17 protein-coding genes are annotated in these 22,484 nt (G+C 35.0%); 10 read left to right on the top strand and 7 right to left on the bottom strand.

The window, feature by feature from the left end; all coding sequences use genetic code 11:
- Positions 1-81: 81 nt before the first annotated feature.
- Entirely contained in the window at positions 82-459 is a 378-nt protein-coding gene (locus tag PMI10_RS18940) for a GxxExxY protein (protein WP_007810851.1), read from the bottom strand.
- A 134-nt stretch (positions 460-593) separates the two neighbouring features.
- On the bottom strand, positions 594-3,230 hold the full coding sequence (gene alaS, locus PMI10_RS18935) for an alanine--tRNA ligase (protein WP_007810850.1): 2,637 nt from the start codon (positions 3,228-3,230) through the stop codon (positions 594-596).
- A 197-nt stretch (positions 3,231-3,427) separates the two neighbouring features.
- On the opposite strand from alaS, the gene PMI10_RS18930 reads away from it, so the two are divergent.
- The 9 genes from PMI10_RS18930 to PMI10_RS18890 all read left to right on the top strand — a co-directional run bounded on the left by PMI10_RS18930 (position 3,428) and on the right by PMI10_RS18890 (position 12,554).
- A complete protein-coding gene (locus PMI10_RS18930; RefSeq protein ID WP_007810849.1) occupies positions 3,428-4,405 on the top strand; it encodes a peptidoglycan DD-metalloendopeptidase family protein in 978 nt (325 codons plus the stop codon).
- A gap of 48 nt (positions 4,406-4,453) precedes the next feature.
- Entirely contained in the window at positions 4,454-4,786 is a 333-nt protein-coding gene (locus PMI10_RS18925) for a MerR family transcriptional regulator (RefSeq protein WP_007810847.1), read from the top strand.
- A 43-nt stretch (positions 4,787-4,829) separates the two neighbouring features.
- Positions 4,830-5,420 (top strand): LemA family protein, encoded by a 591-nt coding sequence (locus PMI10_RS18920; protein ID WP_007810846.1) that lies wholly within the window; start codon positions 4,830-4,832, stop codon positions 5,418-5,420.
- Positions 5,421-5,486: 66 nt separating this feature from the next.
- Complete coding sequence (locus tag PMI10_RS18915; RefSeq protein WP_007810845.1) at positions 5,487-5,924, top strand: TPM domain-containing protein; 438 nt, start codon at positions 5,487-5,489, stop codon at positions 5,922-5,924.
- Between the two features lie 3 nt (positions 5,925-5,927).
- The gene (locus PMI10_RS18910; protein WP_035632242.1) at positions 5,928-6,767 is read left to right on the top strand and encodes a TPM domain-containing protein; all 840 of its coding nucleotides are present in this window, start codon (positions 5,928-5,930) and stop codon (positions 6,765-6,767) included.
- 105 nt (positions 6,768-6,872) lie between these two features.
- A complete protein-coding gene (locus PMI10_RS18905) occupies positions 6,873-7,286 on the top strand; it encodes an RrF2 family transcriptional regulator (RefSeq protein WP_007810843.1) in 414 nt (137 codons plus the stop codon).
- Between the two features lie 251 nt (positions 7,287-7,537).
- On the top strand, positions 7,538-10,084 hold the full coding sequence (locus PMI10_RS18900) for a TonB-dependent receptor (RefSeq protein ID WP_007810842.1): 2,547 nt from the start codon (positions 7,538-7,540) through the stop codon (positions 10,082-10,084).
- Positions 10,085-10,274: 190 nt separating this feature from the next.
- Complete coding sequence (locus PMI10_RS18895; RefSeq protein WP_007810841.1) at positions 10,275-11,453, top strand: chromate transporter; 1,179 nt, start codon at positions 10,275-10,277, stop codon at positions 11,451-11,453.
- 360 nt (positions 11,454-11,813) lie between these two features.
- Positions 11,814-12,554: a DUF2490 domain-containing protein gene (locus PMI10_RS18890; protein ID WP_007810839.1), complete on the top strand. Its 741-nt coding sequence runs from the start codon at positions 11,814-11,816 to the stop codon at positions 12,552-12,554.
- 6 nt (positions 12,555-12,560) lie between these two features.
- On the opposite strand, the gene PMI10_RS18885 is transcribed toward PMI10_RS18890, so the two are convergent.
- The gene (locus tag PMI10_RS18885; RefSeq protein WP_007810838.1) at positions 12,561-15,326 is read right to left on the bottom strand and encodes an outer membrane beta-barrel protein; all 2,766 of its coding nucleotides are present in this window, start codon (positions 15,324-15,326) and stop codon (positions 12,561-12,563) included.
- 38 nt (positions 15,327-15,364) lie between these two features.
- Between PMI10_RS18885 and PMI10_RS18880 the strand changes: the two genes are divergently transcribed.
- The gene (locus PMI10_RS18880; RefSeq protein ID WP_007810837.1) at positions 15,365-15,580 is read left to right on the top strand and encodes a hypothetical protein; all 216 of its coding nucleotides are present in this window, start codon (positions 15,365-15,367) and stop codon (positions 15,578-15,580) included.
- 82 nt (positions 15,581-15,662) lie between these two features.
- On the opposite strand, the gene der is transcribed toward PMI10_RS18880, so the two are convergent.
- The 4 genes from der to PMI10_RS18860 all read right to left on the bottom strand — a co-directional run bounded on the left by der (position 15,663) and on the right by PMI10_RS18860 (position 22,087).
- A complete protein-coding gene (gene der, locus PMI10_RS18875; protein ID WP_007810836.1) occupies positions 15,663-16,973 on the bottom strand; it encodes a ribosome biogenesis GTPase Der in 1,311 nt (436 codons plus the stop codon).
- Between the two features lie 386 nt (positions 16,974-17,359).
- Positions 17,360-18,241: a GTPase Era gene (gene era / locus PMI10_RS18870; RefSeq protein WP_007810835.1), complete on the bottom strand. Its 882-nt coding sequence runs from the start codon at positions 18,239-18,241 to the stop codon at positions 17,360-17,362.
- A gap of 299 nt (positions 18,242-18,540) precedes the next feature.
- Positions 18,541-20,559, bottom strand: a complete 2,019-nt coding sequence (locus PMI10_RS18865; RefSeq protein ID WP_007810834.1) for an OmpA family protein — start codon at positions 20,557-20,559, stop codon at positions 18,541-18,543.
- A 73-nt stretch (positions 20,560-20,632) separates the two neighbouring features.
- Complete coding sequence (locus PMI10_RS18860) at positions 20,633-22,087, bottom strand: ice-binding family protein (RefSeq protein WP_007810833.1); 1,455 nt, start codon at positions 22,085-22,087, stop codon at positions 20,633-20,635.
- Between the last annotated feature and the right edge of the window lie 397 nt (positions 22,088-22,484).

Here is a 22,484-nt window from a genome sequence, read left to right as displayed (position 1 = left end):
TGTCTTTTTTAATCTCGCAAAGACGCAGAGTCGCAAAGTTTTGACTCGGTAACTTTCGCTAAATATTTTTTACGGATTAATTTAAAGATTATTAACTATTCTTGTAATACCAAACTTAATCAGTGGTACATTAAAATTTATTAGCAAACCTAATTTCATTTTTGTAATTTTCAAATATGTCATAATTTGTTTGGCATGAACTTCTGTTATTTTTTCAATTGATTTAATTTCTAAAATCAATTTATTCTCAATTATTAAATCGGTTCGAAAACCAATATCAAGTTTAATTTCATCCCAAACAACGGGAAGTGTTTTTTGCCTTTCAACAAATAATCCTTTTTTACTTAATTCGTAATATAAAATTGCTTCATAAACCGATTCCAACAAACCAGGACCAAGTTTTACATGCATTTTGTAACAGATATCAACCACGATAGCTGAAATTTCATTTTCAGTCATATTTTAGAATTAAAGTATAAACTTACAAAAATAAAATATCATAACTAAAAAAAGTCGCAAAGCATTTAAAAACTTTGCGACTCTGCGTCTTTGCGCGAAATAAAAAAGAAGCTTACTAAAAGATTTTTAAATAATTATTTCACAAAATCTATTGCGTGAACCAAAGCTTCAGAAATTCCATTTGCATTTTTACCTTTTCCGGATGCAAAGAAAGGCTGTCCTCCTCCATTTCCTTCAATATACTTTCCTAATTCTTTAATAACCGCATTAGCATTTAAGCTTTTGCTTGCTACCAATTCTTTTGATATATAACAATGAATATTTGGCTGACCATCTTCAACAGAAGCCAAGAACACAAACGAATCCGATTTTGAACTTCCTAAAGCAGAAGCCAGATCTTTCGTTGATGCCATGCTTAAATCCACTTGTTTTGCAAGGAAATTTAATCCGTTTACTTCCTGGAAATCTTTTTCCAATTCCGTTTTTAAAGCACCAACTTTTTCTTTCAATAATTGCTCAATTTGTTTTTTCAACTTCGCATTATCATCTTGTAAAGAAGCCACTGATTTTAAAATATCCTGAGGATTTTTTAATGCTTCTTTTATTTCAGATAATGTATTTTCTTGATTTTGATAAAAGCTTTTTACCGCATCGCCTGTAATGGCTTCAATACGACGAATTCCAGCTGCCACCGCACCTTCAGAAATGATTTTGAAATGCCAGATTTCTGCCGTGTTTTTCACGTGAATTCCACCACAAAGTTCTTTGCTTTCTCCAAATTCAATCATACGAACATTATCTCCATATTTTTCTCCAAATAAAGCCATTGCACCCTTATCCAAAGCTTCCTTAATTGGAATATTTCTGTGTTCAACCAATTGCAATTGTGCTTCAATTTGTGCATTTACACTTGCTTCAACCTGACGTAATTCTTCATCTGAAACTTTAGAAAAGTGTGAAAAGTCAAAACGCAAATAGTTTGGATTTACCAATGAACCTTTTTGCTCTACGTGAGTTCCCAGAAGTTTTCTCAAGGCCAAATGCATTAAATGCGTCGCAGAGTGATTTTTAGACGTTGAACCTCTTAAATCGGTATTTACTTTTGCAACAAAGCCAGCTTCAATATTTTCCGGCAATTGTTTTGCGAAATGCAAAATCAAATTGTTCTCTTTTTTTGTATCGATGATTTCGATAGTTTCGTTTGCAGAAACCAATGTTCCTTTATCACCAACCTGACCTCCACCTTCCGGATAAAATGGTGTACTATCTAAAACGATTTGGTACAGGATTCCGTCTTTTTTAGAATCGACTTTTCTAATACGGGTGATTTTCACTTCGTTTTCTGTTTTATCATAACCAACAAATGCTTCTACATTTCCGGGAATCAAAACAGACCAATCTTCTGTCGATACTTCTGATGCGGCGCGTGAACGTTTTTTTTGTTCCTGCATTGATGCATCAAATTCTGCTTCATTGAAAGACATATTTTTTTCTTTCAAAATCAAAGCAGTCAAATCCTTTGGAAAGCCAAAAGTGTCATACAATTCGAAAGCTTTTGCTCCTGAAACCTCCTCACCTTTAGTTTGGGCAATTACATTATCCAATAATTGTAAACCCTGATCTAAAGTTCTTAAGAAAGAAGCTTCTTCTTCACGGATTACATTGGTAACTAATTGTTGCTGCGATTTGATTTCCGGGAAAAATTCTCCCATTTGGTTTGCTAATACTTCTACCAATTTATTGATAAAAGGCTCTTTTGTATTTAAGAATGTAAATCCGTAACGAATTGCACGACGTAAAATTCTACGAATTACATAACCGGCTCCGGTGTTTGATGGTAATTGTCCATCGGCAATTGCAAACGCAACCGCACGAACGTGATCTACAACTACACGAATGGCAATATTAGTTTTATTTTGTTCTTCACTAATGTTTTTTACTTCGTCAGATGTATATTTTAAACCTGTAATTTGTTCTACTTTTTCAATAAGCGGTGTAAAAACATCTGTATCATAATTTGATGTTTTTCCTTGCAAAGCCATACACAAACGCTCAAATCCCATTCCGGTATCAACGTGTTGTGCAGGAAGTTTTTCTAATGAACCATCAGCTTTACGGTTGAATTCCATGAATACATTATTCCAGATTTCTACAACTTGCGGATGATCGTTGTTTACTAAACTTTTTCCTGTAACCAATGCTTTTTCAGATTCCGGACGTAAATCAACATGAATTTCAGAACAAGGTCCGCATGGTCCCTGATCGCCCATTTCCCAGAAATTATCTTTTTTATTTCCAAGGATAATTCGGTCTTCGTCGATTAAAGTTTTCCAGATATCCCAAGCTTCCTGATCGAAAGGAACATTGTCTTCCCTGCTTCCTTCAAAAACAGAAACATAAAGATTTTCTTTTGGAATTTTATAAACTTCCGTCAATAAAGTCCATGCCCAATTAATAGCTTCTTTTTTGAAATAATCTCCAAAAGACCAGTTACCAAGCATTTCGAACATAGTATGATGATAGGTATCAAAACCTACATCTTCAAGATCGTTATGTTTTCCTGAAACACGAAGACATTTTTGCGTATCGGCAATTCTTTTACTTTTTGGAGTTCCGTTTCCTAAAAAATATTCTTTAAACTGGGCCATTCCCGAGTTATTGAACATAAGGGTTGGATCGTCTTTAAGCACGATTGGAGCCGATGGAACGATTAAGTGTCCATTGCTCTGAAAAAAGTCTAAAAATTGTTTACGTACGTCTTGTGATTTCATATTTTAATTCGAAAATGTGACAATTTGAAAATGTGATAATTAAAAATAAATTTTTATAATTAATTATCTAATTACCCCGTTACCTAATTATCTAATTGTTTTTTATTCTTGAAAAAAAGCGTTGAACAACTGAAACATTTATTAAATTTGTTCGACTAACATTTTTTACAGTGTGCAAAAATAGGGTATTTTAAAATATGGCGAAAGTAAAATATTATTACGATTCAGAAAATCTGGCGTATACGAAAATAAAAACCAAAAAGCGGATTAAATTAGGGTTTGCCATTTTGTTTTTAGTAGCTGCAGGTTTATTTGGATTTTTATCTTTTGTAATCTTATTGAACACTCCTTATTTTGAAACACCAAAAGACCGTTTTCAGGCTCGTGAAATTGAGAATCTGAAGTTACAATACGCCATATTGAATAAAAAAATGGATGAAATTGACGATGTAGCCCAAGCTCTTGAAAATAGGGATAATAATATTTACAGAGTCTATTTTAACCGATCGGAAATTCCGGACTCCATTCGAAAATCCGGATTTAAAGATTTGAACAGATATAAAGATTTAGAAGGTTATAATAATTCGAAATTGGTAATGACAACTACAAAACGTATTGATCAGTTATCAAAGGAATTGGCAATTCAGTCAAAATCATTAGATGAGATTTTGAAATTGGCAGGCGCCAAAAAAAATTTATTATTGGCAATTCCGGCAATACAACCTGTTCGTAATGAGAATTTAAAGCAAATGGCTTCGGGTTTTGGGTATAGGACAGATCCTTTTACGAAAGTTCGAAAAATGCATAATGGAATGGATTTTGCTGCCAATACCGGAACACCAATATACGCTACAGGAGATGGTGTTGTCGCCAGAGCTGACAATTCGGCATCAGGGTATGGGAATCATATTGTTATCCGACACGGATTTGGCTATGAGAGTTTGTATGCCCATTTAAGCAAATACAATTGCAGGGCCGGGCAGCATGTAAAACGCGGAGACGTTATAGGGTATGTAGGAAGCACGGGAAGATCGGAGGGCCCGCATTGCCATTATGAAGTACATAAAGATGGAAAAGTCGTGAATCCGTTAAATTTTTACTACGGAAATATATCGGCAGTAGAATATGTGGCAATTTCAAAATTAGCCAATCAGGAAAATCAATCATTAGACTAATACTTTGAAAAAGTATTGAGTTTTAAATAAAAAATAAAGCGAAACATCATGCATATTGAGCTTTCAAAAGATAAAAGATATTACAGTATTGGCGAAGTTGCCAGGGCTTTTAATGTTAATGCTTCTTTAATTCGGTTTTGGGACAGTGAATTTGATATCCTTAAACCCAAAAAGAATGCAAAAGGCAACAGAATGTTTACACCTGAGGATATAACCAATTTACAATTGATTTATCATTTGGTCAAAGAACGCGGTTTTACGCTTGAAGGTGCCAAGACACATTTGAAGGAAGGTCAAAAGAAAACATTAGATAAATTCGAAATAATACGTAAATTAGAGACCATAAAAACACAATTAACAGAAATTAAAAACGAATTGTAATAATAATATTAAAAACTAGAAATAAACTTAAATTAAAACAAACATGAAGAAAGGATTAATAATTCTTGGAGTTGTAGCTATAATAGTTATTGGATTATATAGCTGGGCAAGTGGTATTTATAACACTGCAGTAAGACTTGACCAAGATGTGAAAGAAAGCTGGGGAAATGTCAACACTGCTTATCAAAGGAGAAATGATCTTATCCCTAATTTAGTTAGTACTGTAAAAGGATATGCTCAACATGAAAAAAGTACTTTAACAGCTGTAATTGAAGCTCGTGCTAAAGCCACTGGAATTACAATTGACCCCGCAAACGTTACACCGGAACAATTAGCTGCATTCAATTCCGCACAATCAGGAGTTTCTTCTTCTTTATCTAAATTATTGGTAAGTGTTGAGCAATATCCAGATCTGAAAGCCAATCAGAATTTTATAGATTTACAAAGAGAATTAACTAGTACCGAAAATCAAATTTTAACGGCAAGAACACGTTTTAATGAAGCCGTTAAACCTTACAACAATAACATCAATACTTTCCCAAGAAATATATTAGCTGGAATGTATGGTCTTAAAGAAAAACCATATTTTGAAGCTTCGACAGGTGCTGATAAACCAGTAGAAGTAAAATTCTAAAAGATTTAATATTTTAGATCATAATTAAATCTAAAATCAACCAATCTAAACCCTAAAATAATTCAAATGTCAAAAGTAGAAGATTTTTTATCCAAAGAAGATGAACAGGAAATTGTAGAAGCTATTCGCATGGCTGAAAAAAATACTTCTGGCGAAATTAGGGTACATATAGAAAAAACAACTTCTAAAGTTCCCTTTGACAGAGCTTTAGAAGTTTTTCATGAATTAAAAATGGATGAAACCCACTTGCAAAACGGAGTCTTATTTTACTTCGCAGTCAAAGATAAAAGCTTTGCCATTTGCGGGGATAAAGGCATAAATGATGTTGTGGCAGCAGATTTTTGGGATTGTACCAAAGATAAAATGGTAGAACAATTTAAGGCAGGAAACTTTAAACAAGGAATTGTCGACGGTATTTTGAACGCCGGCGAACAATTAAAAAAGAATTTCCCCTGGTCTGAAGAAGACACAAACGAATTATCTAACGAAATCTCAAAAGGATAAATGATGAAAATTTCCCAAAACAAAATATCAAATTCCAAAGGAGTTTTTCGATTTACCTTTTTATTAATAGCTTTTTTAATCTGTACTTCAGGATTTTCGCAGTTTGAAATTCCAAAAATGCCAACTTTACAAACTTCAGTTTACGATTACGCCAATGTTTTAAGCGCATCTGAAAAAGCACAATTAGAAGAAAAACTAATTCGTTATTCTGATTCGACTACGACACAAATTGTAGTGATTACTATTGAAAGTTTGAAAGGTGAAGATGTAAGTCAGCTCGCAACAAAATGGGGACAAACCTGGGGAATAGGCGGAACAGCTAAGGATGATAATGGTGTTGTAATTTTAGTGGCTAAAGCCGAAAGAAGAATAGCCATTAATCCTGGTTATGGACTCGAGGATCGATTGACAGCAGCAATTGGCGGACAAATTATTGATTATATAATTGTTCCAGAATTTAAAGCCGGAAGTTATTATCGTGGACTTGATAAAGGTGCAGATGCTCTTTTTGATGTTTTTAAAGGGAAATATAAAGGTGAACGCAAGCAAACGAAAAAAGGAAAAGATTTTCCTATCCTTCCTTTTATTGTTATTGTAGTAATTGTGTTAATTTTGATTTCCCGAAGCAAAAAAGGCGGAGGAGGAAATTCAGGCAATAGTGGCGGTGGCCCTAGCCTAATGGATGTTATTCTTTTAAGTAGTCTTGGCAGAAGCAGCGGAGGCGGATTTGGAGGTTTTGGCGGCGGATCATCCGGAGGTGGTTTTGGCGGAAGCGGCGGTGGCTTCGGTGGAGGATTTGGTGGAGGTGGATTCTCCGGTGGAGGTTCTAGTGGAGGCTGGTAGAGCTTTTAGTTTCAGGTTTTTTAGTTTCAGGTTTCAGGTTTAAACTTAAAGATGTATTTTTAGTTTAATAAATAATAAACAAATAGTAATAAATAATAACAATGTATGTTATCACATAAAGCAAAATACGCTCTTAAGGCCTTACTTTATTTAGCGGAACAAGACGAAAATCACATTTCTAAAACAATAGAAATTGCTGATGGCGCCAATATTCCGAAAAAGTTTTTAGAGCAAATTTTATTAGATCTGAAACGAGGACGTTTTGTGAGCAGCAAACAAGGAAAATTTGGCGGATATTACCTGATAAAATCTAAAAATGATATCACTTTAGCCGAAATTCATCGTCTATTTGACGGTGCAATTGCACTTTTACCTTGTGCTTCTTTAAATTTTTATGAAGCTTGCTCTGATTGCAAAACTGAGGAGGAATGCAGTCTGCGTCATGGTTTAATGATTATTCGTGACGAAACTTTGAAAGCCATGCAAGGCATTACTATAGCCTCATTGATAAAAAAATAAAAAAATATTTTTTTAAATTCTACTATATTTATAGAACTTGTGTATATTTGCCAAAAAAATAATTAACAAACATTCACAAATTTTTAACTTATGAAAATACATTTAAGCAAGTCAGGTGTATCAAAAATTCTTTTGCAAAGTAACAGTAAGAAAAACTTCATTTCTATAAAAAACAATTCATTTATGATGTGTATGTGTTGGTAAAAAAAATTCATTTAAAATTCTACTAATCACATATACTTAATATAAAAATGAAAACATCTATAAAAAATATATTTACAACAATACTAGTTTTAACATTCTCTATTTCATTCGCACAAAACATTGAAGGAGTAGTAACAAATAATCAAAATATTCCTTTAGAAGCAGCCAATGTGATCATTAAAGGAACAACTTTTAGCGTAACAACTGATGCCAGCGGAAAATTTAGCATCGACACACGAGGAAAACTTCCTTTGACACTTTTAGTTCAATATGTAGGATATAAAACTACCCAATTGGAATTCATTGATTTACCGGCAGCTCCGGTTCAGGTAACTCTTGAAGAAGAAAATGCTCTTATTGAAGTAGTTGTCTCTTCCCGACGTCGAATAGAAAAAGTTCAGGACGTACCGATTGCTGTATCTGTAATAACTGGTAAACAAGCTGAGCAGGCAGGTGCTTTCAACGTTAACCGTATAAAAGAATTGGTACCATCTGTTCAGTTGTATTCATCAAATCCAAGAAACACAGGAATCAACATCCGAAGCCTGGGTTCTCCTTTCGGACTTACCAATGATGGTATCGATCCTGGTGTTGGTTTCTATGTCGACGGTGTATATTATGCCCGTCCTGCTGCAACAACGCTTGATTTTATTGATGTAGAACAAATTGAGGTCTTACGTGGACCACAAGGATCTTTATTTGGTAAAAACACAACTTCCGGAGCCTTTAACATTACAACGCGTAAGCCAAGTTTTACTTCAGGTGCTGACTTTGAATTGAGTTATGGGAATTATGCATTTCTTCAAGCCAAAGCTTCTGTTACAGGTGCTTTAGGTAAAAAAATAGCAGGTCGCCTTTCTTTTTCCGGTACACAACGTGATGGTTTAGTTGACAATGTTGCAACTGGAAGAGCTACAAACACGCTTAATAATCAAGGAATCAGAGGTCAATTACTTTACACTCCATCAGAAAACACTAATATTATATTTGCTGCAGATATAACAACTCAGCGTCCGGACGGATATGCTCAGGTTATTGCTGGTGTTGCTCCAACCAAAAGAGCCGCTTACCGTCAATTTGACGCAATTATTGCTGATTTGAATTACCAGCTTCCAAGCCAGAATGCATTTGATCGTAAAATTGATCAGGATACACCATGGCGTTCAGGACAAGATATGGGAGGTATTTCTCTAAATATTGATACAAAAATTGGGGGTGGAACTCTTACTTCAACTACCGCCTGGCGTTTTTGGAATTGGGATCCATCAAATGACAGAGATTTTACAGGATTACAAGTACTTGCAAAATCGCAAAACCCAACAAGACAAACACAAATAACACAAGAAGTTCGTTATGCAGGTCAGCTTGCTTCTAATTTGAGTGGTGTAGCAGGTGTCTTTTTTATTGATCAGACATCACAAACAAATGGAACTGAGGAATCAGGGAATGCACAATGGAGATTTTCTCAAAGTACAACAAGTAATCAATGGAAAACACCAGGCCTTTTTGAAGGATATGGTATAAAAACTGATGCCCGCATAAGAGCGTCCAGTGCAGCAGTATTTGGTCAATTAGACTGGGCGGTAACAGAACGTTTACATATATTACCAGGTTTAAGATATAATTTTGACAAGAAAGATGCAGATTACAGCCGTACAACATACGGAGGTCTTCAGACTACTGATCCGGCATTGATTGCCTTAAAAAAACTGGTTTATACTGACCAGGCTTTTAAATCAAACACTGACAATACTGATTTTTCAGGAAATATAACGGTATCTTTTAAAGCTTCAGACAAAATCAATGCTTATGCAACTTATGCAAAAAGTTACAAACCAGTTGGTGTGAATGTAGCCGGGCTTCCAAGTAATTCAGCAGGTGAACCATTACTTGATCTTGCAGTAATTAAACCTGAAAAAGTAAATCACTATGAAATCGGAGTAAAAACTTCTCCTTTTAAAAACTCAATATTCAATCTGACATTCTTTAATACAGATATCAAAGATTTTCAAACAAATGTTCAGGCTGCCGAATTGGGTGTAAACCGTGGATATCTTGCCAATGCTGATAAAGTACGGGTAAGAGGTGCGGAAATGGATGCCAGTTTTGTAATTAGCAGTCACCTGACCATAAATGGAGCTGCTACTTATACTGACGGTAAATATGTTAAATTTACTAATGCACCGCTTCCTTTGGAAGAAACAGGATCTTCTGTAGCCTATAAAGATGTTTCGGGAACTGATTTACCTGGTGCTTCAAAATGGGCAGGATCTTTAGGAGGTGAGCTTTCTGATAAGGCTAAATTCTTCGGAAATGCAGGTAAAATTTTTATTGGTCTTGATTCTTACGCCCGTTCTGAATTCTCATCAAGTCCTTCAGCTTCAAAATATTTAGTCGTTGACGGCTATGCAATATTTAATGGCCGTTTAGGTTTCCGTACATCGCAAGGTTTATCTATTCAAATCTGGGGACGTAACCTTTTAAATAAAGATTATTACGAACAATTATTGCCTGCCGGAGGGAATTCGGGTCAATATGCGGCTGTATTGGGTGATCAAAGAACTTACGGAATCACTTTTAAATATTCTTTGTAATTTTTTAGTCATTATAAAATTAAAAAATCGCCGCACTGTGCATTACACTTTGCGGCGGTTTTAATTTCAAAAATATAAATGTTATTTTGTATTATGAAAAAAAGATCATTACATAGTTAAATGACAAATCTATTTCATTGACATTAGGTCTTCAATTTGGAATCTCGCTTTTAATTTTTTAAACAAAATCATGTCAGAAATCATAAAAGATCAACCCAATTATACTTTACCCGACCTGATTAAATATTTTCTTAAACTGGGCACAACAGGATTTGGTGGTCCGGTAGCCTTAGTTAATTATATGCAACGTGACTTGGTCGAAGACAAAAAATGGATTAATGACTCCGACTTTAAAGAAGGATTGGCATTATCTCAATTAGCACCAGGTCCATTAGCGGCACAATTAGGGATTTATATGGGGTTTGTACACTATGGCATTTTAGGCGCTACCTTATCCGGACTGGCGTTTGTACTTCCTTCTTTCATAATGGTGGTTTTATTAGGTATGGCCTACCAGGCATATGGTGGTTTGCCATGGATGCAAGCTGTTTTTTATGGTATAAGTGCTGCTGTAATTGGTATTATTGTTTTAAGTTCTTATAAACTTACTACCAAATCGATTAGCAAATTTGAAATTCCTGCCATTAAAAATAATTGGCTGCTCTGGGTATTTTATCTTTCCGCTACCATTCTTACCGCTGTAACCCAAAGAGAAGAACTAACATTGTTCATCGTTTTAGGTTTTATTTATATGATTATAAAAGCACCGCCCGAATGGATCAAACGGCCTAAAATAGCTTCTTTATTTCTATTGGCTACCTCTGGATTCTCTTCTATAGAACTTGGAAAACTAGCAGATCTTGCCTGGTTCTTTGTTAAAGCAGGAGCCTTTGTTTTTGGAAGCGGTTTGGCTATTGTTCCTTTTTTACACGCCGGAGTTGTTAGTGAACACCATTGGTTAACCGAAAATCAGTTTGTTGATGCCGTTGCTGTAGCCATGATTACTCCCGGTCCTGTTGTTATTACGGTTGGATTTATTGGTTATTTAGTAGGCGGGTTTACAGGAGCCTGCATTGCTGCTTTAGCAACTTTTCTGCCTTGTTATTTATTTACGGTTATTCCTGCTCCCTATTTCAAAAAAATATCGCAGAACAAAAGTATCAAAGCATTTGTTGACGGAATAACTGCCGGAGTAATTGGTGCTTTGGTTGGTGCAGTAATAGTAATCACCCAGCGCACAATTATTGATATTCCTACTGCCCTGATTGCTATAGGAACCATCTTAATTTTAATATATGTCAAAAAATTACAAGAACCCCACATTATTGTTATTGCTGCTTTAATAGGAGTTTTAATCAAACTAATATAATTCCGTTTGAATGTAATTGATTGAAACTCTAACTTGATATAAAAAAATCAAAAAGTATAAATTGGAGTAAAACATCTTTAATACTTTCAGAAATCATTGTCATCCTGAGCGGAGTCGAAGGCTTTTCACACGAAAAGAGCTTCGACTAAGTTTATCCTGAGCGAAGCCAAATGGACTCAGCCTGACACCTATTTTGATTACACCCAATGGATAAATATAGTTCTTATTTATTCCGTTAAATTAAATATTGCAATTGATAAAATCACAAAATAGAAGTCAAACCCAATTTAAAAACAATCTTACTTTTCTATAAATCTATTCACATTTGTATATATTCGCAGCTTGAATTTATATAAATTGATGAAAATTTTCAGATTTCTTACTTTTTTAGTCCTTATTAGCCAAGTTATTTTTTCTCAAAGCAAAAATATCGAACACCAGACCTTAACCTGGATCAGATATTATAATATTTTGCCCATAACTGAAAAATGGTCCCTGCATACAGAATTTGACAATCGTAGTTTCGTGAATCCGATTCGCGAAAATTTATGGGTTTTAAGAGTTCAGGGAAGGTATCGTGCCCATAAAAATATTGATTTAGGCGCCGGATTTGCTTATTTTAGTGTAAACACCCAGACTCCTCTTACTGATTCTGATTTTTCAATTCCTGAATATCGGGGGCAGCAAGACATTACTCTTATCCATGATATTGCGAAAATTACTTTTCATAACCGTTTTCAACTCGAAGAGCGATTTATTCAAAAAGCAGATAAAACAGAATTATTAAACGATTTCTCATATTCTTTTCGATTCAGGTATCGGTTACAAACAACTTTCACGCTTTGGGAAAAAGAAAAAAGAAGCTTAAAAGGAACTATTTCTGATGAAATTTTATTCAATTTTGGAAAAGACAACAAAAAAAACACCTTCGATCAAAACCGGGCTTACGCTGCATTACGTTACCATTTTAATCCAAATATTGGTTTGGAATTAGGGTATTTAAAAAGTTTTCAGAGACGTGCCAGCGGTATTGATTTTTACGATCGGGATATTATCAGACTTACTCTTTACCATCGCATTAACCGTAAAACCAAAACTTAAAATAAATTAAAACCTCTCATTATCTTCTCTTTGCTTTCCCTTTCTTCCTTTTTTGCTATCAGCAAAGTTTCCTATTTTATAAGACAGAGAAAACATTACATAACGTTTTAAGACAGTATTTTCCTCATCACGAATTGAGGTTGCAGAAATAGTTCTGGTAGCACTTTGATTTTGATTTAAAACATCATACACTTTTACTTTTGCATATAATTTTTTGTCAAAAAAGCCATAAGACAAACTTGCATTCCATAAATAAAAGTCTTTTTTGAAATCCCCGGAAATATTAGAATTATAATTGTATCCAAAATCATTTCCGAAAATTAAATTTGCAGGCCAATATGTAGTCGTCTGCAAATTGATTCTATGAACTACGTTTGAACTGGCATCTCTTGCAAAGTTTTCATATTTTGTTTCATTATAAGATAAACTATACGATGGCGAAATGTTAAGAACCTCCCCATACTCATAAGTCAGGTATACTTTTGGAGTTACAGCTGTAGATTTAGCATTATAAATAATTGCATTTGTATAGCCTTTATCAAAAGAATAACTTCCGTTGATTCCAAGGCCATATCTCAAAACGTTAGCGTCTTTTTTTATCGATTGATTCCAATTTGCACCAACAGACGCAATATAAGTACCTGAGATGTTTGCATAAGTTGTCGTTCTTTTTCCGCTGTCATCATAAACGGAAGTAGAAACTACATCATTATTATAGTAATCACCCTTTAAATATAAACTATAGCCTGAACGGGTACGGAAATCGAAATTTTTAAAGTCTATACTTGCCGTATTTTTTTCAATTGGATTCAGATCCGGATTACCAATTACAGTATTCAGTGGATTTGTCAAATTCAGAACTGGCATTAATTGAGCAGCAGACGGAAGTGCATTCGAATAATCATATTTAAAAGTCAGGTTTTTTGATCGGCTAAACTTATATCTAAGCTGTAGGTTTCCAAAAGGCAAAGCATATTTTTTATTCAGATCAGTCGCATTATTTAGATACAAAGAGTAATTATCATATCCAATTAATGACGTACTGGAATTTATGTTCAGTGTAAATTTACTTTTCTGCCACGTAATCCCGAACTTCGGACTAACCGCACTTTGTCTTGAAGTAGTATAATTGGTCAGAGACCCATTCAGATCAGAATACGAATTTGTACCTGCATCAAAATTGAATGTTTTTGCATCGTTCACCGTACTTGCCCAATCAAAATCAGAACCAAATCTAATTCTCAAAGAATCCGTAACAGGCTCAGTATATTCTACATCAAAAGAATACGCATCAGAACTGCTGTTATTTATACTGTTCTGATTTCTTTCATCATTTGGTTTATTGTCCTGATAAAAAATGGTTTCAGAAACGTTGAAGCCATTTGAGTCACTTCTTGAATTACTGTTATTGAAAACCAGACTCAGATTACGCGATTTTTTCTCAAAAGCTTTATTAAAATTGATGCTATTCGTGAAGCTCGTATTCGAACTTTTACCATTGGATTCCGAGGTACTTTTGTTTAAATCCTGCCCATTTTCGTCTTCAGAAGAAGTCGAAGAAGCCGAATTGCTATTAGAATGTGATTCATTCAGTTTTGGAGCAACAACAAGTCGTGTCGTTGGATTGATTTTATATTCTAATTCAAAATTAGCATTGTTTCCTGTATTTTCATTCCTTGTTTTAGAATCTGATGAAGTCAGAATATTTCCTGTTGGCAAAAAATTGGTCTGATCAGATTTGCTTTCATTTTTATTGATCGAATTCGAAAAATTATAACTACTCATAAATTCCAAATCGTCCGTCCAGTCATCCGAATAATTAATTCCGGCCAGATTAGACTGCGTTATACCCTTCCCGCTTCCGGAGCTTTTGGAATTTCCTTTGCTATTTCGTCCGCCACCCATATTATCAAACACCTCATCCTGGGAAAATCCTGAGGAATTAATATTATTTGATGAAGCCAGGACACTTATCTTTTGCTTGTTTTTAAAGAAGTTTATTATCAGGCTGCTTTCGTAACGATCATCAGAGCCAAATCCACCAAGAACTTTTCCAAAAAAACCTTTATTTTTCTTTTCGTCAATCGTAATATTAATACTCGAATAATCTGAAGTCGATTCTTGTTTAGAAAGTTCTTCTTTTTTAGTCTTATAATCCGAAACCTGAACTTTCTTAATAATTTCTGCAGGCAGGTTCTTCAGCGCTATGGCGCCATCTTTATCAAAAAAAGTCTTTCCGTTGACTAAAAGCTGAGTTACTTCCCTTCCATTTACGGTAATTTTACCATCATTATCAATATCAAATCCGGGCAGCTGTTTTAGTAAAGTCTCCACATTTGAGTCGGGACGCACTTTATAAGAAGCTGCGTTAAATTCTAAAGTATCTTTTTTGATTGTAATGGGAGGCGCTTCGGTTTTTACAACCACGTTTTCTAAAACATTTACACTTTCAAGTAAATATAATTTTCCGAAATCCTTATTCTCCAAAAGGCCTTTTTCTTCTTCAAAATAAGGCTGATACCCCATATAATTGACTTTCAGAAAAACAGGTTTATCATATTTTTTAGTGTTTATGCTGAAAAAACCATTTTTGTCCGTAGTTGCATATTCGAGTATAGTAGAATCTTTTACAGTTGTAAAATAAACCGTAGCCATTTCAAGGGGTAATTGTGTGTTGAGATCAACTACAGTCCCTTTGACAATGATATTATTTTGGGCATTCGCCAAATAACAGAAAAGGAAAAGCAGTAAAAAAGAATATAATTTAGTCATAAAAATTGGTTAGTTAGAACAGTTAGACTAAAAAAGAAATGAAAGGTTTAATTGTGCTTTTTACATTTATTCATGTTTTTTATTCTTCCAAAAAAGCACTAATAAACTTTCCGCCAGATGATGATAACCTGACACGCTGTACTTATAGTCTAAAATTGTATTCCTCTACCAGAAAACACAATGGTGATTATGGTGATTCTGATGGAAGTTCACCGTTAGAACAACTTTTCTTCTATGACGATAATCAGGTCTGACAATTAATTTGAACTAAACTAAAAATGCAACATTCCAAACTTTGAAATATTGCATTTTTTTATACTATTTAAAAGAAAAATTTTATTTCTCTCTGATATAAATATCAATTGGTACTCCTGAAAAATCCCAATTCTCTCTAATTTTATTTTCTAAATAACGCTTGTAAGGTTCTTTAACATATTGCGGCATATTGGCAAAAAACACAAACTGAGGTGTTAAAGTTGGCAGCTGCATACAATATTTAATTTTCACATACTTCCCTTTTGTTGCCGGTGGCGGATAAGCCTCGATAACCTTCAGCATGAATTCATTGAATTTAGACGTTGGAATTCTTTGTTTTCTGTTTTCAAAAACCTGAACCGTAGCTTCCAATGCTTTCAATAAACGTTGTTTCGTTAAAGCCGAAACGAACAAAATCGGCACATCAGTAAAAGGCATTAATTCCTCTCTGATTTTAGCCTCATAATCACGTGTAGACATGGTATCTTTTTCTACCAAATCCCATTTGTTCACTAAGATTACAACACCTTTACGGTTTTTCTCAGCCAGCCAGAAAATACTCTGATCCTGACCTTCAAATCCGCGGGTTGCATCAATAATCAGGATACAAATATCAGCATGTTCAATCGCACGTACCGAACGCATTACGGAATAAAACTCCAAATCTTCCTTAACCTTTGCTTTACGACGGATTCCCGCAGTATCAACCAGATTAAATTCAAAACCAAAACGATCAAACTTTGTATCAATAGCATCACGGGTCGTTCCTGCAATATCTGTTACCATGAAACGTTCTTTACCAATTAATGCATTGATAAAACTGGATTTCCCGGCATTCGGACGTCCTACAACAGCAAAACGAGGCAAAACAACCTCTTCCTGAACAGGTTCAGGTTTTACCGGAAAAGATTCGATTAAAGCATCTAATAAATCTCCCGTTCCACTTCCTGAAATACTGGCAAAAGTAAAATAATCCCCTAAACCAAGATTGTAAAACTCAAGAGCGTCTTTTTCACGCATGGCATTATCTACCTTGTTGACAGCCAATAAAACCGGCTTGGTCACTTTACGCAACAAACGGGCAACAACGTCATCCATCGGAGTAATACCCTCTTCAACATCCACCACAAAAATAATAACATCAGCCTCATCGATAGCAAGCTCTACTTGTTTGCGAATTTCACCTTCAAATACGTCATCAGATCCGCGAACATATCCGCCGGTATCAATTACAGAAAACTCTTTTCCGTTCCACTCGCTTTTACCGTAGTTTCTGTCTCTGGTAACTCCCGAAACCGAATCTACAATCGCTTCTCTTCTTTGTATCAGCCTATTAAAAAGGGTTGATTTCCCTACATTAGGTCTTCCTACTATCGCAACAATGTTATTCATTTTTGTAAATTTTAGACTTTAGACTTTAGATTTCAGATTTTTAGTTCCCTAAAAACCTAATCCCTTGGAATCCAAAATACTTTATTTTAATTTTTTGCAAAGGTAGTCTTTTTTAGTTTGCAGTCATCAGTTTTAAGTATTCAGTAAAAAAACTGCTAAAACTGTGATTTTAAACTGAAAACTGGCTACTTTTTAAGGAGCTGTTTCCTGCTATCCGTTGCAATCTTTTGTCCCGCTAAAGAAGCGGCAAAAAAGGATTTCCACTTCTATCAGGGCTAGGGTTTCCGTTTTCAGTTTTCACTCTTAGTTTTCAGTATTCTAAGACGTTTAAAATTTAATAACTTGAAATTAAAATGTTCCAATTTACAACTGCGACTGAAAACTCTTTACTGATTATACCCAAATCTTTTCAGCATATTGGCGTTGCTTCTCCAGTTTTTATTCACTTTTACAACCAGTTCAATATGAATTTGTTTTCCGAAGAACTTCTCTAAATCGGCACGGGCATCGATTCCTACTTTTTTCAAAGCAGCACCTTTATGTCCGATGATAATTCCTTTCTGAGTTTCGCGCTCTACCATAATTATAGAACGGATTCTGATAATATTTTCATCCTCAAAAAATTCTTCCGTTACGATTTCAACCGCGTATGGAATCTCTTTACTGTAATTCAGTAAGATTTTCTCACGGATGGTTTCGTTTACAAAAAAACGTTCCGGTTTGTCTGTCAATTGATCTTTTGGGTAATATGCCGGAGATTCCGGAAGCAATGAAATAATTCTTGAGAAAACTTCCGGTACATTAAAATTCTGTAATGCCGAGATTGGGAAAATTTCGGCATTTGGTACTTTTGCAGTCCAAAAAGCCACTTGCTCTTCTAATTGTTCCTGGTTTGAATTGTCAATTTTATTCAGCAATAATAAAACCGGAATTTTAGCATGAATGATTTTATTAAAGAAAGCTTCATCTTTTAAGTCCTGCTCTCCTATTTCGACCATATAAACCAGGATATCAGCATCTTCAAAAGCCGATTTTACGAAGTTCATCATTGACTCCTGCATTTCATAAGCCGGTTTGATGATTCCGGGAGTATCCGATAATATAAGTTGAAAATCTTCGCCATTTACGATTCCAAGAATACGGTGGCGTGTTGTTTGTGCTTTTGATGTAATAATCGATAATCTTTCTCCAACAAAGGCATTCATCAACGTTGATTTTCCAACGTTTGGATTCCCGATGATGTTTACAAAACCTGCTTTATGTGACATAATATGTGTAATTTAAATCAAGTGAAGTACCGATTTTTATTCGATGATTTGAATTCGTTTTTAATTTTCGAATCCATAAAAAAACCTCAATACGGTACTGAGGTCAACTCCTTTATTTCTTGATGTTTCGGGCACAAAGGTACGATGGAATCCAATACTTTCCATAAGAATTAGCGACTTTTTTATAACATACGAAAACCTACAAACTGATTCAGAGGTTTTTATACATAAAAATAAGGACAGGGCTTTGAAACCTGTCCTTTAAAAATCATAATAAACGAAATAAAATTTCTTATTTACTATTGTTTAAAAACATCAATAATTACTGTACGGTTATAAAAACGTTCCTCCGGATATTTATTATCAAATGGGGAGCGGCTTAAATCTTCACCGTAACCAGTTACTTCAAATTTAACATCAGTTCTGTTCGATTTAGCCAAAGCATCTTCAATAATACTTTTTACTTCATTTGCACGAGCTTGAGACAACTTTAAATTGTGATCATCATCTCCAATAATATCAGTATGACCATGGATAATAACAGTTCCGTTCATTGGAATTTTAGGCACTACGACATCTGTTAGATATTTTTTATAAATAGTGATTGCTTTTGATTCATTAAATTCAAAAATAATGCTGTATCTAATTCCATTTTCTATTTTAGCGGGGGTCCAACGTGCAATATGTACCGAAGTTTCTTTACTTACAGACTTACCACTTTTAGTTTGTCCTGTCATTATTATTTTATAATCCCCTTCTGTTTTGTCTCCCAAAATAGATTTACGGGATAAGCTCACACTTTCCTGGGTATAAGGGCCAAAAGATTGAACTTTTCCATTTTCATCCGTGGCTTGTACAGACCATACAGAGAAAGCTTCATTGGCTCCTTTTACATCAAAAACCACATCACTTTCGGCTGGTGCTTCTTGCAAAGCCGTAATATCTGATGATTTAAGATCAGGACCGCTCTGAAATTCTGCCAATAACACCGGAGAACTGCTCTCTATTGAAACCCTTCTGTCACCTTCATGAAGCAACTCCAATTCAAGTGTTCCTCCTGGCTGATATGAAGGGATATCTGGTTTTAACTGCCCTTTTGTAGTAATTCTTGAAGAATTAATTCCAAAAATATTTACCAGGTACAATTTTACTGATTCCGCCATTTCCTTGCCTTCTTGTTCCCCTTTTTCTGACGACCCAACTAATGTAATTGTCGTTGAAGGATTTTTTATCATGCGGTCTCCCAAAATATTGATAACATTATAATACACATTCATTTGTCTTTCTGAACGACCCGATTGGTTTATTGGTGTTACCATTTCCAATTGATCTTCTCTAAAATCTCTCACTTCATCTTTTTTAAGCAGTTTGTAACGACTTGGTATTTCAGATGAACCGGCATTAAAAAAAACATAATTACGTAGTGGAAAAACTTCCCTGACACGTCTTTTTATGGGAACATTAGCAGGCGCATTAACAGAAAACTGAACTTCCGGCTCTGCAGTTGTATTATCGTCCGGCATTGGAATAAGATGGCCCCGACCAAATTTAAGTGCCACACCGGCTCTTATGGTTGTTATGTTCAATGTTTCTATAGAACGCGGATCCTGTCCAAAGTATGGATGAAATGAGGCAAAAGGAGAAAGCACAAATTGTGTTTTGCTGTTTTGCGATGAAAGAGGAATATCATATCCCAGTCCGATTTGCATCGAAATAATGGTTTTCCTGACATCACTTAAATCACCTTTTACTTCAGGACTTGCAGCCTGATCAGGATAAGCAGGATTGATTCCTAGCTGGTAATTGAATGATTTATTCACATTAAAAGCAAAACGTGGTCCCCCAAATAAATAGAAATTAGATTTGAAAGGAGCAAAACGCAAACTTGGTTCTACCGTAATATAACTGATATTCGTTTTTAAATCGGCAGGACAGTCGCAAGGAGTAACAACTTGGTCAAACTTAGCTTTTCGATTGTCGTATCCGGCCTGAAGCATAAAGCCCAATCGTGTATCAGGACGATGATATTCTAAAAGAGGTGCAACAAACAATCCAACACCTTTAGCTTCATGAAAAGTAGCGGGAGGCGTAAAATCAGAATTCAATTTATACGTCGAACCATCATAGAAATTAAAATTAGCTCCCGCAGCTACACCAAACCACCAGGTAGGTTTTGTATATTGTATTTCCTGTGCCTGAACTGGTGCCGGAATACTTAACCACACCAAAGCAATTGTCAGCATGCTTTTAAGTGTCAGGTTATTAGGGAACAATGTAATACTATACAAACCCCGTTTAAAATTAGTTTTAGCTTTCATTTTTATTTTTTTATTTCGTTAAAATGAATCCCGTCTTAGGACGGGATTCTATTTTTTGTTTTAAATCAGTTACTTAGTTAGGCACATTGATAACTGTATTTACCATAGTAACCGAAGATACAAGTGAAATTGCCCTACCATTTAATGTGGTTACACTGGCGTTTGTACTATTAGCTGGAGAAGACAAAGTCACTCCGGAATTAGCGATAATATTTCCAGTCATAACTCCACCGCCGGCATAGTTAATTACTGCCGCACTCCCCACATACCAGTATACATTTTTAGCCAGGGCTCCATTTATCAATTTGACACTGCTGGGTGATGAATCTCCTACCGTTAGAGCAGAAGCAGTCTGGAAAACAAATATGGCATTAGGGTCGCCTTTAGCGTCTAATGTAAGATCTCCATTTGTTATGTCGAAAGTACCACTGTCCGATTTATAAACACCAGGAGCTAAAGTCAATCCGCCTAATTCACCTGCTCCCGGATCAATACCGCCTGGCATTGAAGCCGGAGAAATACTTAGGTATGCAGCGTTTGCCGCATTTAATCCGGCTAAAGCAGTTGCTGCTTTGGTAGCGTTTCCTGGTGCTGGAGCGTCTGCGAATATTTCACCCATAACAAGTCCTTCATTAAGAAAAGTTACAGTATAAACATCACCTGTTAATACTTCTTTGAAACCTGTCATCAAAGTTGAAGCAGCTGTTGTACCTATATTTCCATTAACTACCGTAAATAATCCCTGATTGGTCATTCCGGCATTTCCTCCAAAAACACCAAAGAACAAATTGCTTGTACTTGCAGGTGGAGGGTTACCAATTACGGGAGCTACTGTAGTAAAGTTCCAAACATAATTTGCAGCCAGAGGTGTTCCGGCAACATTCCTGGCTCCAGTAGTTATGGTGCAAGTATATGTTTTATTGGTTTCTAATTGGACAGCAGGTGTAAATGAAACCGTTAATCCAGAGTATGAAATAGCGCCCCCTACAGTATTTGCACCTTGTTTGACAGTAAATGTTGTATCGTCTAAGGTTAATGGGTTCATTGGCATATTAAAGGTAGCCGTAATGATTTTATTAAGTGAAACTGCCGTTGCATTATTTTCAGGATCAGTTGAAACTACAATTGGCATAATACCTGTGGTAAATGACCATAAAAAATCTGTTTGCAGAGCATTACCATCTGCATCTTTAACCAATGTTTTCACTCTGCCATTATAAATAGTATTAGCTGTAAGTGCATTGGCGGAAGTAAATGTTGCTGTTGATCCTGAATAGGTAACCGTCCCTGTAACAGTCGCTCCTTCTGCTGTAATGATAATTGAAGATTCGTCAATAGTTTCCGGATTCATCACCTCGTTAAAGGTGATCGTAATTATTTGGTTTAATGGAACGCCGGTAGCGCCATCAATTGGGTTCGATGATAATACAACAGGACATACACCAACGTTTTCTTCGAAATCATCAGTTGCACATCCTGAAATTAAAACAATAAATAACATTGTGATAATTAGTAGTGTTTTTTTCATTTTTTTTGTTTTATTAATGTTAAATATTTCTTAACAAAGGTTAGTCCGTTATAATTGGAAAGCATTACACTATTAGACTTAAGAGTTGTAGTATTCACACATCAAAAAATACTGAAAAACAACAATTTACAGCATCTTAAAATAATTGTAAATCCGTTTCTTTAAAGAATAGTATCTTGAAAAAAATCAAAAAAACAAAGGTTTAAAATCTTGATTTTTCACGGACCGTTTTGCAGCAGTTGCTGACTGATATATAATCCCAAAATTAAGAGCAGCAATTAACAATTTTAAAAACCCAACAACACCCATGTCAGGCTAATACATTAAATAAAACATTTTTTTAGAATTCGGCATTGGAAATCTCGAATTTAATTGTATCTTTGCACCCGAAACATCG

This window comes from Flavobacterium sp. CF136, from assembly GCF_000282055.1.
Classification (GTDB): domain Bacteria; phylum Bacteroidota; class Bacteroidia; order Flavobacteriales; family Flavobacteriaceae; genus Flavobacterium.
The sequence above is the reverse complement of the archived record's forward strand: the minus strand, read 5'-3'. Positions and strand labels throughout refer to the sequence as shown.